At 42.1% G+C, this 13,426-nt stretch carries 13 protein-coding genes; 1 reads left to right on the forward strand and 12 read right to left on the reverse strand.

Annotation, left to right across the window (positions count from 1 at the left end):
• Positions 1-13: 13 nt before the first annotated feature.
• From ade to IGI44_RS18330, 6 genes are all read right to left on the reverse strand, one after another.
• Complete coding sequence (gene ade / locus IGI44_RS18305) at positions 14-1,753, reverse strand: adenine deaminase (RefSeq protein ID WP_438789372.1); 1,740 nt, start codon at positions 1,751-1,753, stop codon at positions 14-16.
• A gap of 241 nt (positions 1,754-1,994) precedes the next feature.
• Positions 1,995-3,440 (reverse strand): FGGY-family carbohydrate kinase, encoded by a 1,446-nt coding sequence (locus IGI44_RS18310; RefSeq protein ID WP_438789373.1) that lies wholly within the window; start codon positions 3,438-3,440, stop codon positions 1,995-1,997.
• Between the two features lie 114 nt (positions 3,441-3,554).
• The gene (locus IGI44_RS18315; protein ID WP_438789374.1) at positions 3,555-4,331 is read right to left on the reverse strand and encodes an SDR family oxidoreductase; all 777 of its coding nucleotides are present in this window, start codon (positions 4,329-4,331) and stop codon (positions 3,555-3,557) included.
• A gap of 46 nt (positions 4,332-4,377) precedes the next feature.
• Positions 4,378-5,310, reverse strand: a complete 933-nt coding sequence (locus tag IGI44_RS18320) for an electron transfer flavoprotein subunit alpha/FixB family protein (protein WP_438789375.1) — start codon at positions 5,308-5,310, stop codon at positions 4,378-4,380.
• Positions 5,310-6,098, reverse strand: a complete 789-nt coding sequence (locus IGI44_RS18325; protein WP_438789376.1) for an electron transfer flavoprotein subunit beta/FixA family protein — start codon at positions 6,096-6,098, stop codon at positions 5,310-5,312. Before IGI44_RS18325 ends, IGI44_RS18320 begins: the two co-directional genes overlap by 1 nt.
• Positions 6,099-6,168: 70 nt before the next feature.
• Positions 6,169-7,656 carry an FAD-binding oxidoreductase gene (locus tag IGI44_RS18330; protein WP_438789377.1) on the reverse strand — a complete coding sequence of 496 codons (1,488 nt, stop codon included), beginning with the start codon at positions 7,654-7,656 and terminating at the stop codon, positions 6,169-6,171.
• 220 nt (positions 7,657-7,876) lie between these two features.
• Here IGI44_RS18330 and IGI44_RS18335 point away from each other — a divergent pair, with 220 nt between their 5' ends.
• The gene (locus tag IGI44_RS18335; RefSeq protein WP_438789378.1) at positions 7,877-8,590 is read left to right on the forward strand and encodes a MurR/RpiR family transcriptional regulator; all 714 of its coding nucleotides are present in this window, start codon (positions 7,877-7,879) and stop codon (positions 8,588-8,590) included.
• A gap of 28 nt (positions 8,591-8,618) precedes the next feature.
• Here IGI44_RS18335 and IGI44_RS18340 read toward each other — a convergent pair whose 3' ends face one another.
• The 6 genes from IGI44_RS18340 to IGI44_RS18365 all read right to left on the reverse strand — a co-directional run bounded on the left by IGI44_RS18340 (position 8,619) and on the right by IGI44_RS18365 (position 13,416).
• Positions 8,619-9,236: an ABC transporter permease gene (locus IGI44_RS18340; protein ID WP_438789379.1), complete on the reverse strand. Its 618-nt coding sequence runs from the start codon at positions 9,234-9,236 to the stop codon at positions 8,619-8,621.
• Positions 9,236-10,144: an osmoprotectant ABC transporter substrate-binding protein gene (locus tag IGI44_RS18345; protein ID WP_438789380.1), complete on the reverse strand. Its 909-nt coding sequence runs from the start codon at positions 10,142-10,144 to the stop codon at positions 9,236-9,238. The genes IGI44_RS18340 and IGI44_RS18345 overlap by 1 nt, the downstream gene beginning before the upstream one ends.
• A 4-nt stretch (positions 10,145-10,148) precedes the next feature.
• Complete coding sequence (locus IGI44_RS18350; protein ID WP_438789381.1) at positions 10,149-10,769, reverse strand: ABC transporter permease; 621 nt, start codon at positions 10,767-10,769, stop codon at positions 10,149-10,151.
• Between the two features lie 11 nt (positions 10,770-10,780).
• Positions 10,781-11,902, reverse strand: a complete 1,122-nt coding sequence (locus IGI44_RS18355; protein WP_438789382.1) for an ABC transporter ATP-binding protein — start codon at positions 11,900-11,902, stop codon at positions 10,781-10,783.
• 67 nt (positions 11,903-11,969) lie between these two features.
• Positions 11,970-12,746, reverse strand: a complete 777-nt coding sequence (locus tag IGI44_RS18360; protein WP_438789383.1) for an SDR family NAD(P)-dependent oxidoreductase — start codon at positions 12,744-12,746, stop codon at positions 11,970-11,972.
• 103 nt (positions 12,747-12,849) lie between these two features.
• On the reverse strand, positions 12,850-13,416 hold the full coding sequence (locus IGI44_RS18365; protein ID WP_438789384.1) for a glycerol-3-phosphate responsive antiterminator: 567 nt from the start codon (positions 13,414-13,416) through the stop codon (positions 12,850-12,852).
• Between the last annotated feature and the right edge of the window lie 10 nt (positions 13,417-13,426).

Here is a 13,426-nt window from a genome sequence, read left to right on the forward strand (position 1 = left end):
TTTCCTAGTTTTTTTATTCTTCTACTGAGATCGGTACAACTTCAAATTTTGTTACGTCAACTAAGCCAATATCCGTAATTTTTAGATTAGGAATGACGGCTAAAGACATAAAGCCCAAGGTCATGATCGGATCAACCTTCTCTGAAATACCTAATACCTCATGAGCCAGACGATTAATCTCTGCTTCTTGTTCCGCTACTTCTTCACCAGTAAGATCGCTCATTAATCCAGCAATCGGCAAAGCCATACTGCCAATAACTTTCCCAGATTCAATCAAAACTACGCCGCCTTCTTGCTCCTTGAGTGCCTGAACAGTTGCCGCCATATCTTCATCGTTTGTCCCGGTTACAATCAAGTTATGAGAATCGTGGGCAATCGATAAGCCAATCGCTCCTTTTTTCACCCCATAATCCTTTAATAATCCAACAAAAGCATTTCCTGTATTATGATGGCGTTCAATAACCGCGATTTTCGTCACGTCTTGTTGCGGATCAAAGACAAAATGATTTTGTTCATCTCTTTTAATAGAAACAATTGCTTCATTCGTCAACGCCTCTTGCGGAATAACTTCGATTGCCCTAACGTTATCACTAGTTAAATTTAACGCTAACTGCTCTTTTCGGAATTTATCGATATGCACGCTTGATTGAACATTTTCAGTCGAAATTCGATTCACCTCGGGTAGATAGCGGCCGTTTTCAGCTACTAACTCGCCTTCAATATAAGTTGCCTCAATGTCTGGCTGTGCCAAATCCGCAAAAACAACTAAATCTGCTCTTAAGCCTGGTGCGATAGCGCCGCGATCATTCAACTGGCAGCATTGTGCCGCATTAATCGTAGCCATTTGAATCGCTCGCAGCGGGGACACTCCTTCTTCGATACAAATTCGAATGCTATTATCCAAGTGCCCCTTTTCCAACATCGTTTTCGCCTGTAAATCATCTGCTGATAAAACACAGCGCTGATAATTATTATCCGTTACTCCCTGCAATAATGTTCGTAAATTTTGAGTGACTGACCCCTCACGAAGGAACACATACATTCCGCGAGCAATTCGATCCTTCAATTCCTGCACTGTAGAGCATTCATGATCGTTGGCAATCCCCGCTGCTGCATACGCGTTCAGTTCCTTGTTAAAAACCATCGGTGAGTGTCCATCGATGCGCAGACCGCGTTCTTTTGCTGATAATAGTTTATCTAGCACCTCATCTTGTGCGTTGATAACCCCTGGGAAATTCATGAATTCCGCTAAACCATCTACTTGATTTTTTTCAAAAGAAGCAATCATATCTGCGGCCTCTATCACTGCTCCCGCATTTTCCATATTGGTTGCCGGCACACACGAAGGCATCATGTAACGAATATCCAAGGCCGTTCCCTTTGCAGCTTCCACCATATAATCCAACCCCGCCAAACCAAGTACATTCACGATTTCATGAGGGTCTGCTAGGACCGTCGTTGTTCCATGAGGAACCAATAAGCGCCCAAACTCTTCAGGCGTCACATAGGAGGATTCTACATGAATATGGGGATCAATAAATCCCGGTGCAACATATTTTCCTTTTAGATCAATCGTTTTTTTGCCCTGGTATTCCTTACTGATTCCCGCAATTTTACCATCAACGATTGCCAAATCACCCGAAATAACCTCAGCTTGATAGACATCAATCACCTTGGCATTTTTTAAAACCAAATCAGCAGGCGTTCGACCTGCTGCGACATCGATTAATCCTTTTAACGTTTCCTTGTTCACTTCCTTCGCCTCTTTTCAAATATTTTTTCTATTATAGCAAGGATGATCACGAGTTTCATTAGCAAATGTTTTTAATTTTGAAATAAAACCTAATTAAGAAAAATACAAGTGAAAGAAAAGAACGTCTTCTCGACTAAAATCATCCTTTTCGATGCTTCCCACGTTTTTTCCGAAGAAAAAAGGCAATTCCTCAATGATGGAAATTGCCTCTTCATAGACCATTTATTTACAGAACAGAAAACTATCCCTCTGGGTGTAGCACCTTGTAGGTTTTCTTTAACACTTCATCGGTGTAATCTGTCAGATTTTGATAAACTTCTTCATTTAACCGTTTATAAATTGCTACATTTTCTGATTTTGGTGTAAAGACATCCTTCACCTTGACCATTTTTTCAACCGCTTCTTCATAAGTTTCATAGATGCCTAGTCCGACAGCTGCGTTGATTGCTGCACCAACGCTGGCACTTCCGTTCACGACATTTCGTTTGATCGGTAAGTTGAAGACATCGGCAAAAATTTGCATCAGCAAATCACTGTTAGAACCTCCGCCTGTGACAATGATTTCTTCGATCTCACGTCCCGCTTCTTCCGCCATATTAACCACATTGTTCCTCATAGAATAGGCAATCCCCTCTAAAATAGAGCGGTACATATACCGATAATCGTGATGCGCATTAAACCCGATCATTACGCCCCGCTTATAGGGTTCCCAAGGATTCGCCAACCAATCCAATTTTGTCATCAGACCATCGCTACCCGCCGGAACATTGGCAGCCTGTTCATTCAGATATTCCTCTTCACTGATTCCCTGATACCCGGAACGAATACTGATTTTTTCACCTAATAAGTCTCTGAACCATGAAACAGTCCACATACCGCGGCGAATCCCGTAGCCTTCATACAAATACAAACCGGGGATCGAAGACATAATTCCCCAATAATTTACCGCATCTTTCGGCGGCATCGTTTTACTGACCATTACACTGCAGATATAGGTTCCTAATGAAACCAAAGCAGTCGATTCCTGCAGCAAACCAGCACCTAAACTTTCAACGGCTTTATCTCCGGTAGTAGCAAACACGGGTAACCCTTCTGGAAATCCTGTTTTTTCACTGGCCTCTTTAGAAATAGTCCCCAGTTGCTCCCCTGGTTTCACTGGGTCCAGCAACATTTCTCGTGGCAGATTATACTGTTTCAATACTTCTTCGTCAGTGGACCAATCCCAGGTATCATAATCCACCGGCCATTGCCCAAAATGATTCGCAATATTGTCTTTGAACGCACCAGTTAAGCGAGTAGCCAAATAACCATTGGTTGACGTTACGTATTGCGTGTCTGGATTATCATGGACATAAGTTTCAGAGGTGCGCTTATCCATCCAGCTAATAACTGGTTGAGCCAATGTTCCATCTTTCTTCATTAGAACTCGGCAGCAGCGAATCGTGCCTAAGCCGATACCAACGATGCTTTCCTTGCGAACGCCGAACTGCTCCATTGCTTTACTTGATGCGACACACATCGCATCCCATAGATCATCTCCAGGGTGCTCTACAACTACACCTTCTGCTAAATGATTCGGGCGCAAAGCTTCTTTCGCTTCGCCAACGATATTTCCCTCTAAGTCAAAAATGACAATCTTTGTACTTTGGCTACCGCCATCAATACCAACGAGATATTTCTTTTCCATCAGTCTCCTCATTTCTTTTCTATCTATCATAGGTTTTTAAAAAGGAGCTGTGACATTCAAATTGCCATGGCCCCTAGAATAATCGGTGGGATAAAGAATAGGTTCTCCCTGTTTTTAGCGTACTAGGAAACCACCATCTACAGCTAAAATATGCCCGTTAACAAAGTGAGAGGCTTCTGAAGCTAAAAATGCTGTCGCCCCCATCAGATCTGCTACATCTCCCCAACGACCTTCTGGTGTGTGATCCACGATCCATTTGCTGCGCTCTGGATCTTCGATCGAAGCTTTCGCCGCATGGGTCTTGAAGTACCCTGGCGCGATCCCATTTACTTGGATATTATATTGTGCCAATTCGTCGCAATAAGCTTTTGTTAAACCAGCTAAACCGTGTTTAGACGCCGCATAGGCAGGTGCCCATTGTCCGCCAAGGAATGAGAACATTGAACAGATATTGATGATTTTTCCGCTCTTTTGTGGAATCATCACTTTTGCTGCTTCATGACTCATGTCAAATGCTGCTGTTAAGTTGATATTGATCGTTGGGTCCCATTTGTCACGGCCATAACTGACTACGTCGTCACAAGGGCAGATGCCAGCACAGTTAACTAAGATATCCACTGAACCAAATTCAGCCACACATTTTTCAACGACTTCTTGACACACGCCATCTTTCGTAATATCCGCTTCCATATATGCCGTTTTCGCGCCACGTTCTGCTAAGATCGCATTGAATTCTGGATCATCCGGCATGATCGACGGCATGAAGATGTTCGCGCCTGCTTCTGCTAGTGCCAATGAGAAGGCTTGGCCTAATCCAGTGTTTCCTCCTGTTACGATCGCATTTTTTCCTTTGATGTGAAACATGTCCATCTTAAAGTCTTTAATTTCCATTTTTTTACCTTCTTTTCCTTTATTTTTGTTTTTTCACCCGGTTGGGTTATCCCTTAAGTTTGGTACTTAGTTTCCTTGCAAATTCTGCCGCATCGCCATGTACGACGAGGCTGGCTAAATAATTCATCGGTGCACCAAGATCCGTATTCACCGAAATAATCTCTTTTACGTTTTTTAATCCTTCAATATGCTGCGTCGATCCATAAATACCCAAAGCGATATAAAGATCTGGACTGACGGTTTTACCGGATTGACCGACTTGAATTTCTCGTGGTGCTCGTTTACGATCCACTAGCTGTTTAGATACGGAGACTAAGCCCGTCAGCTCCTTAGCCAATCCTTGCAACTGATCAATTGGCTCTTTGAACCCACCTCCTGCGGAAACAAGTACATCCGCCTCACGAATATCAACTGTATTTTCTTCACACTCAATAATTTCAAGCACCTCAATTGACGACGCTTTCAATTTGCTTGGTACAAAAGTAAGCTTCTCTGGCACTGCGATCAACTCCTCCGCATCCACATGAAAGACATTCGGATGAACGCTCGCCATGATTGGGGAGGACTCGCACACGATACTGGCCATGATATTTCCTGAAAAAGCTGGACGGATCAATTTCTTCCCACGTTTATCGACTTCGATATCGGTAATATCAGCCACCAATCCTACCTCAAGTCGCATCGCTAAACGTGGAGCCACCATCCGTCCAAACTCAGTTGCTAAAATAATGATACTGTCAAATTGATATTCCTCATGAACCTGCTGAACAATGTCTGTCACTACTCGACTATCCTTTAATTGGATTTTAGGTACGTCCACATGAATGACCGCATCGAGTCCTTTTGCTTCACAGGATAAATTGATTCCTAGCCCATAGATAAAGGTTGCTTCTTCACCAGCCAATCGCTTCACTACCTCAATCAAGTCCAGCGAATACTCAATATTTTCGTTATCTATCAGAATGAGTCCTTTAAACATTATAGGTACCCCTTTTCCTTTAGAAAATGAACCACTTCATCAATGCCCTCGTCGTCGACCTTCACCACTTTATGAGCGACTTGTTCACGTTTGACCACGACATTTTTTCTCACCTTCGTTGGTGAGCCCTTGCCGCCAATTTGTTCTGCTGGTAACTGTAAGGTTTCATTCGTTACTAGCACAAATTGGTCATCCACATTTTTCCCGATATTCTCATATCTGACAAAACCTAAGCGTAGATTCATTAGATGCGTGACACTCAAGACACTGGGATTTTGAATTTTCAGCCGATAGGTTTTTTCCTCCTGCAAGGCCTCCACGATCGAATAGTCCTTCGTCACCTCTTTGATAGCAACGATATCGGAATATTGATTGACTCCCATCACTTCTGCGATCTGCGGCCCAACATGTCCTGTTCCGCCATCCAAAGTATGTGTGCCGGTGAGCAATAGATCATAGTCCTTTGAGGCCAAATAACTGGAAATAATCCGACTGGTCGCCAGCGAATCGCTGCCGGCAAATTGGCGGTCGCTGATCAGCACGGCTTGATCCGCGCCTAATCTTACGAAATCCTTCATCGGTTCATCCAGCTTCATTGGTCCCATCGTAACGACCTCAACATAAGTAGAAGGAGTTTGCTTCTTTTGCGCCATTGCAAAAGCCACCGCATTCTTATCATCTGGATTCAAAATAAGCTTGGATGCGTCGCGATCGATCTTATCCGTCTCATAATCGTACTCAAACTTCTCCGTATCCGGAACAAATTTGACTAAGCAAATGATTTTCATGGTTGTCCTCCCTACCTAATTTCTATCTGTCATTCAAGGACGAAGAATCGCCCTTGAATGAAAAATCGCTTTATTTTTGATATTTGTAGCCTTCTTGGACTGGGAAAATATTTCCGAAGCTCATGACCCCTTTTGGATCAAAGGCCTCTTTTAGTGTCTCCAACATATAGTATGCCGATTGATGCTCTTCCTTCGTCCATTCATTGCGATACTTACCGATTCCATGATGGTGACACATTGAGCCGCCTAGTTTCAATGTTTCCTCCACGATGATCGCTTGAATAGGATGATGATAGATTTTCATTTCATCTTCTGGCTCACAGTTGATATCGTAGTTATAGACGAAATACATGTTGGTTCCGTTTAAGTAACTATGTGAAGAATGCCCTCCTAACATAGTCAAATCATCCGCACGTGGAAACTCGTTACGAATTCGGTCGATGACGTTGTTGTAAATTTTTGTGATCGTTTCCCAGTCAGCCGACACCTCTGTCGTGTAGCCATCGTGCTTGTCGTTATCGATCATGCCCTGCACTTCGTCATCAATCGTCTGTTGCGTCCAGTTCAATTGATTGAACCAATTTTCGATCAATTGAGAATCTACTTGCTTCACAATACCATCCTTGAACTTCTCAACGGCTTCCTCAATCCCTTTACCAGTCGCTTCCACGATGCCTTCCGGTCCTTCTGCCATAAAGATCAGGACACATTTCCCTTCGTAGAAATGATAGAAATGCTGACGCGCATCTTCAGGAGAATACGTCCGTGCAACAGAAGGACGGTAACCGTTTACCATGACTTCACGTAGAACTTTCACGCCGTCTTCTACATCGTTGACTAAGTAACCAAAAAATTTATTGTTGTCTGGATAGTATTTAAAGATCTTCACAGTCACTTCTGTGATATAACAAAGCGTTCCTTCATTTCCGATGACGATGTGACGAATGTCTGGACCACCAGCCCGACGAGAGATGTTCTTAATCCGTGAAATATGTCCGTTAGGAAAGACACATTCCAATCCCACAACCATGTCTTCGATTCCGCCATACAAGGTTGAAAACTGTCCAATTGAACGAGTAGAGACCAACCCGCCATATTGCGCAATCGGTTTTGACTGTGGTGAATGGCCAGTTGTATAGCCGATTTTTCTCAGTTCATCTTCTAGCGCTTGTAACGGGACACCCGCTTGAACTGTTGCCTGCATGTTGTAAGGATCTATTTTTAAAATCTTGTTCATATGCGAACCATCGATTACTAATGCTAGATCCTTCCAATTTTCTAAACCACCCTCAGTGGCTGTTTTACCGCTTCGAGGAATGACATTGATATCATTTTCATTGCAATACATTAGTAACTCTTTAACCTCGTCTGTGTTGTTTGGATACACGACCGCTGTTGGAAGTGGATTATCTAACAGTCCTTTTGCTTTCATGTATTTACGATAACGGTCAGATGCGGCATCATATAGTGTTTCATGATCTGTGACCACCTGCTTCTCCGAGACGATTTTTTTTACGTCCTTAATGATTGCTTCTTTCACCAATGTTTCAGAATTCATTCGCTTAACTCCATTCATCTTTTTTTCGAAAGCGCTTTTCCTGAATTTAGTATAAAGGGAGGGAGTCTATTTTTCATTAAAATTTGATTAGATTTTCTATTTAAATCAGATTTTATTGGATTATATGGAAAATTTTCCATATATTGTTTGCCTTTTATGAACGATCTATGCTATTCTGATGTCATGACATTATTGTGTTGATCAGCAGGGAGGCATCAATATGAAAATTCAATTGAATCGTTTAAATGATCTGGAATTAAGAATTCATCAGCAATTGACTATGGAAAGCCAAGAGAAACCCAATTTGACCATCACTGAAGCTGCGAGACTAACAGAAGTTTCACCTTCAAAAATTTCGAAGCTTGTAAAGAAAATGGGGTTCTCGGGCTATAAAGAATATTTTCGTTTTCTCACAGGAAAAGAATTAGTTAAGCGAAAAAGAATGAACAGCGAATTCGCCCGTATCCAAGAGTTCATGGAGAATTTTGATGAATCCGCTGTTGATTATCTCGTCGATCTAATTCAGCAGTCGGAAAAAATTTTATTGTTCGGCTACGGTCCAACGAACTTCTGCATGGAATATTTTGAATACAAATTGAATTTCACTCTAAATAAAAATGTCATTCGTGTGAGTCAGCCGACTTTGATACCCGATTTATTGACGAAGGATTCTTTGCTGCTGATTTTCTCCGTTGCTGGAAAATTCGCTAGCTTTGATCCCCTTTTTGAAGAAGCAAAAAAACACCATGCAAAATCTTTGCTGGTGATGGAGGAGCTAAACACAGACCTATCGTTAGATGCTAGTGAAATCATTTTCCTGACTAAGTCTCATCAAGATGAACAATTGAAGTCTCACGAAAAGACCCGAACGATCTTGTTGATGTTTATTGAAGAGGTCATTCGCAAATTAAGTAAAGAAGACGACCGTGATTGAAATCACGGTCGTCTTCTTATTCACAACATTATTTCATGATCCAATCAAACAACCAATCCATCATTATGGCGATAAAGGCGCACAAGACTGCTCCAACAATGATGATAGGAGCACCGTCTGTGATCGCAATTCCTCTTAGAATCACATCCCCAACGCCCCCGGCTCCGACAAAAGAACCAATCGTCGTAATTCCCACCGAAATAACTAACGCATTGCGAACGCCTGCTAAAATCACCGGCATCGCCAGCGGAATTTTGATCATATACAAAATTTGATAACGGCTCATCCCAATCCCCTTTGCACTGTCAATATACATGGGATCCACATTGGTTAACCCCACAAAGGTATTTTTGACGATTGGTAAGAGTGAGTATAAGATCACCGTTGCTACAACGGTATTTTGACCTAGTCCCATCAGAATCAAGAGAACTGTCAGCATTGCGATTGAAGGAATTGTTTGAATCACATTGATGATCCCAATTACGATATCCGAAAGTTTGGGACGTTCAGACAATAAAAGTCCTAAAGGAAACCCGATTAAGAAGGTCAGCACGACCCCAATCACCGAAATATAAACGTGAACGCCAAACTGTGTAATCAAGTACGAAGAGTTTTCACTTAGATATTGCAGTAAATTATCAAACATTAGCTTCCCTCCTCAAAAAAGTTATGTTTCTCTAAAAAGCGCCGAGCGATGATTTTCGGTTCCAATAATTCATTATCAGATTCATAATTCAAGCGTTGCATCGTTTCCGTGTCAATCGTGTTTTGCAATTTTAGCAAAATTGGTTTTAATTCTGGATAGTCTTTTAGTGTTTCACCTGAAACTACAATGCTCGCTGTATAAGGTGGGAAAAACTTCAAATCATCCTCTAGCATCACCAAATCATAACTGCCGACACGTCCATCTGTTGAGTATCCCAAAATCACATCTAGTTCTTTAGCGACCAGAGCATCATAAAGCAAGCCCACCTGCATTGGATACACTCTTTGAAACTTCGTATTATAGGCTTCTGTATAACCTTTATACCCATCACCTTCCCGTTTATACCAGGTCTGATCAGAGCCTAAGCGCATTTTTCCCGCACACTTTTTCAAATCACTAACTTTTTTTAAACCATATTTTTTCGCTGTTTCCTGCGTTACCATAAACGTGAACTGATTAGAAAAGCCATAGCTTGGGAACCACTCAAAGCCAAAACGTTGATCAAATTCTCTTTGGACGACTTTCAATGCTTTATCCGGATCCTTTTCCGTTGGCATCCCGAGGGTCCCAATCAGATCCGTTCCAGTATATCTTGTTGGCGCGATAGCCAAATCCCCTCGCAGCATCGCTTCATGCATCAAATTTGCTGAACCTAGGTTATTTAGGTAGACAATATTCTTATCTGTGGAATGCTTAAGCAACTCCACTACGATGTTTCCTAAGATTTGGGATTCTGACGTCACTCCTCCTGCCACTGTAATTGTGTCATCTTTAGCAGAAAAATTATTCACTACAAAACTTCCGAAAAGCAGGAGCATCGCCGCAAAAAGTATTATTCGCTTTTTCATCGATTCACCCTCGATTCATCGTTAATTTTTGTTCGGACCGCTTCAAAAGAGCGTCAGAAAGCAGGGCTAAAAAGGTGATCGGTATCGTCCCCATCAATACAAGATCCATCCGATATAGGTTCAAACCATTGAAAATATAATCGCCTAACCCACCCGCTCCTATATAGGCAGCTAACGTTGTCCACGAGATAACATAGACGGTTGAAACACGAATGCCAGCCATGATGACCCCCATTGCTAGAGGTAGCTCGACCTGTAGCAACCGCTGCATTTGTGACATTCCCATTCCCTTAGCGGCGTCCAAATAAGTTGCATCTACCGACTTAATTCCAACATATGTATTGCGCAGAATCGGCAAGAGGGAATATAAAAATAATGCGATTACTGCAGGTATTTTCCCAATTCCGAAAAACGGAATCATGATCGACAACAAGGCCAATGAAGGGATCGTCTGAAAGACACCTACCACCTTTATCACTGTTTCAGAACCCCTTTTTAAACGAGTCAATACTGCGCCTAAAGGAACTGCCACAAGAATACCCAAAAAAATGGCTAAAAAGGACAAATAGAAATGTTCCCAAAATTTCAATAAGATTTCACTCCCATATTCGGACCAAAAATTCATGTCATCGCCTCCTATTGCAATTGTTCTTGTACGAGTGAAACCAAAGATGAGCGGGTCACGATCCCCACAAGATGATTTTCATCATCCACTACTGGCAGGTATTTATACGTATGATTGATTAAAGGGCCAATGACATCGGCTACTCGATCGTTTTGATTCACGCTAGCCGTATCCGTTGCCATCACATCGAAAACAGAGGTAGTCGGCTTGTGCTTAGAAATATTTCGTTCAATAAAATTGATGTCGACAAACCCTTTTAAGCAATACTGGTCATCCACTACCAACAACGTATCGACTTTTTTTTCAGACATTTGTCGGATCGCATCCGTAATTGATTTGCTAATAGAGATCGCCTCAACCCTTGCCACCATTAAATCAGCAACCGTCATCTCATTGTTGTAAAAACTGTTTCGTTTTCGTTTACCGATCAGTTCCTCTACAAAATCATTGGCTGGATGCTCCAAGATCGTTTCAACAGTGTCATATTGAACAATTTCCCCGTGATCCATAATAATGATCCTATCAGCCAACTTGATAGCCTCATCCATATCATGAGTAACAAAAACGATGGTCTTCTTCATTTCCTGTTGCAATCCCTTGATCATTTCCTGGAGCGCATCTCGCGTGATCGGATCTAACGCCCCGAATGGCTCATCCATTAAAATAATGTCTTGACTCGCAGCTAGCGCTCGAATCACACCGATCCGTTGCTGTTGACCGCCGGAGAGATTTTTCGGTTTACGCTCTAAATACTCTAAAGGCAGATCGACCCGCTGAATCAAACGTTCAGCAATTCCTGATTTTTTTTCATCGCTCCATTTCAGCAGCTTGGGAACGATCATGATATTTTCTCTAATGGTCATATGGGGAAACAAACCGATATTCTGAATCACATACCCGATTTGCCTGCGCAATTCGTCTTCATTCAGCTTAGTAACATCCTGCCCATTGATCTTGATACTGCCTTTCGATGGTTCGATCATCCGATTGATCATGCGCACCAGTGTGGTTTTCCCGCTGCCGCTAGTACCAATGACGCAGATAAACTGATTATCTTCGATCGTTAAATCAAAGGGGTGGACCGCGATTGCCTCTTCTCCATACCTTTTTTCTACCTGTTCAAACTCGATCATACTAATGATTCCTCCATCCCATTATGTAATACGTCGCGACAAAAATTCCTTATCGCAACGATAGAAATTAACGAACTAAGTATCCTCCATCCACCGTTAAAATATGACCGTTTACAAAATTCGAGGCAGGACTTGCTAAATAGATAAGTGCGCCCATCAAGTCCGCTGGATATCCCCAGTAATTGGCGGGAACATGGGCGAGAATTCGGTGATTCGTTTCCGGATCTTCTCGATCTTTTTTTGTCATATCTGTTGCCAAATAACCTGGTGCGATTCCATTGACTTGGATATTGTAAGCTGCCAATTCATCGCAATATGCTTTTGTCAATCCGACCAATCCATGTTTAGCCGCTGCATTCGCGGGAGAGTACTGCCCTCCTAAAAACGAAAACAACGAACAGATATTGATTATTTTTCCACTTTTTTGAGGAATCATCACCTTAGCTGTGGCATGAGCCATCTCAAAAGCTGCTGTCAAATTCAATTGCAGCATCGGGTCCCATTTTGATCGATCAAACTTGATCAGCTCATCAGATAAATATAACCCCGCGCAATTGACCAGCACGTCCACTGTGCCGAAGACTTCAACACAATGTTCTATCACCTGCTGCGGCACATCTTCTTCAGTCAAATCCACCTCCATAAAAACGTAGCAAGAACCCGTCTCTTCCACAATTTTTTGTGTCGTTCCATCATCATCGATCAGGCTTGGAACAAGAATATTGGCTCCACTTTTAGCCAGTGCCAATGAAAAAGCACGTCCAATACCTGTATTTCCGCCCGTTACAATAGCGACCTTTCCAGCCAGTGAGAAAAAGTCCATAGTGAATTCTGTGATTTCCATTTGTATCCCCCCATAAGTAATAATCCAAACAAAAAAGCGAACACCAAATAAGCTGGTGTCCGCTTTTCTCTGTCCTCTTAGCATCAACTACCGTTTTAATTTTTTAAATGTCCCAAACATCCATGTTTGTCGTTGAAATTGCTACTGCTCCTGCCTGTAATGCCGTCATCACTAATTCCTTATCACATACTAGCCCGCTTGCGATAATTGGTACATCCACAACATCCTGTACCCACGATAACACTTTCGGCATCGCCCCAGGTAAAACCTCTACAACATCCGCTTTGGAGGTTCCAAGCTGTTTTGGCAAGTTGTGAAACGATTTTGAATCGATCAAAAAGAAGCGATGAATAGTAAATAGTCCGCGAGCATTTGCTGCACGCAATAAAATCGATTTCGAGCTAATGATTCCGTCTGCTTTAGTGGCTCTTTTTAAATAATCAACGGCGGTTTCTTTTGTTGCTAAGCCATCAATCAAGTCCACATCAACCATAACGATTTTCCCGGCCTCCTTCAAACGATCGACAATGTCTACGATACTGCAAACATCTCCATACAAGACAAATATGATGTCACTTTCGCAAGTCAAAGCCTTTTCAAAACTACGTTTATTATTAATCGCGGCAATCAACGGATTGTCTTCCATCATCTGAATAATTTTTCTCTTCATTTCTATCCTT

This window comes from Enterococcus sp. DIV0756 (assembly GCF_051710745.1).
GTDB lineage: Bacteria > Bacillota > Bacilli > Lactobacillales > Enterococcaceae > Enterococcus_A.

Coding starts and splice junctions, on each gene's coding strand:
- IGI44_RS18310 (WP_438789373.1), bottom strand. CDS start 3,440: ATGGAAAAGAAATATCTCGTTGGTATTGATGGCGGTAGCCAAAGTACA.
- IGI44_RS18315 (WP_438789374.1), bottom strand. CDS start 4,331: ATGGAAATTAAAGACTTTAAGATGGACATGTTTCACATCAAAGGAAAA.
- IGI44_RS18320 (WP_438789375.1), bottom strand. CDS start 5,310: ATGTTTAAAGGACTCATTCTGATAGATAACGAAAATATTGAGTATTCG.
- IGI44_RS18325 (WP_438789376.1), bottom strand. CDS start 6,098: ATGAAAATCATTTGCTTAGTCAAATTTGTTCCGGATACGGAGAAGTTT.
- IGI44_RS18330 (WP_438789377.1), bottom strand. CDS start 7,656: ATGAATTCTGAAACATTGGTGAAAGAAGCAATCATTAAGGACGTAAAA.
- IGI44_RS18335 (WP_438789378.1), top strand. CDS start 7,877: ATGAAAATTCAATTGAATCGTTTAAATGATCTGGAATTAAGAATTCAT.
- IGI44_RS18340 (WP_438789379.1), bottom strand. CDS start 9,236: ATGTTTGATAATTTACTGCAATATCTAAGTGAAAACTCTTCGTACTTG.
- IGI44_RS18345 (WP_438789380.1), bottom strand. CDS start 10,144: ATGAAAAAGCGAATAATACTTTTTGCGGCGATGCTCCTGCTTTTCGGA.
- IGI44_RS18350 (WP_438789381.1), bottom strand. CDS start 10,769: ATGAATTTTTGGTCCGAATATGGGAGTGAAATCTTATTGAAATTTTGG.
- IGI44_RS18355 (WP_438789382.1), bottom strand. CDS start 11,902: ATGATCGAGTTTGAACAGGTAGAAAAAAGGTATGGAGAAGAGGCAATC.
- IGI44_RS18360 (WP_438789383.1), bottom strand. CDS start 12,746: ATGGAAATCACAGAATTCACTATGGACTTTTTCTCACTGGCTGGAAAG.
- IGI44_RS18365 (WP_438789384.1), bottom strand. CDS start 13,416: ATGAAGAGAAAAATTATTCAGATGATGGAAGACAATCCGTTGATTGCC.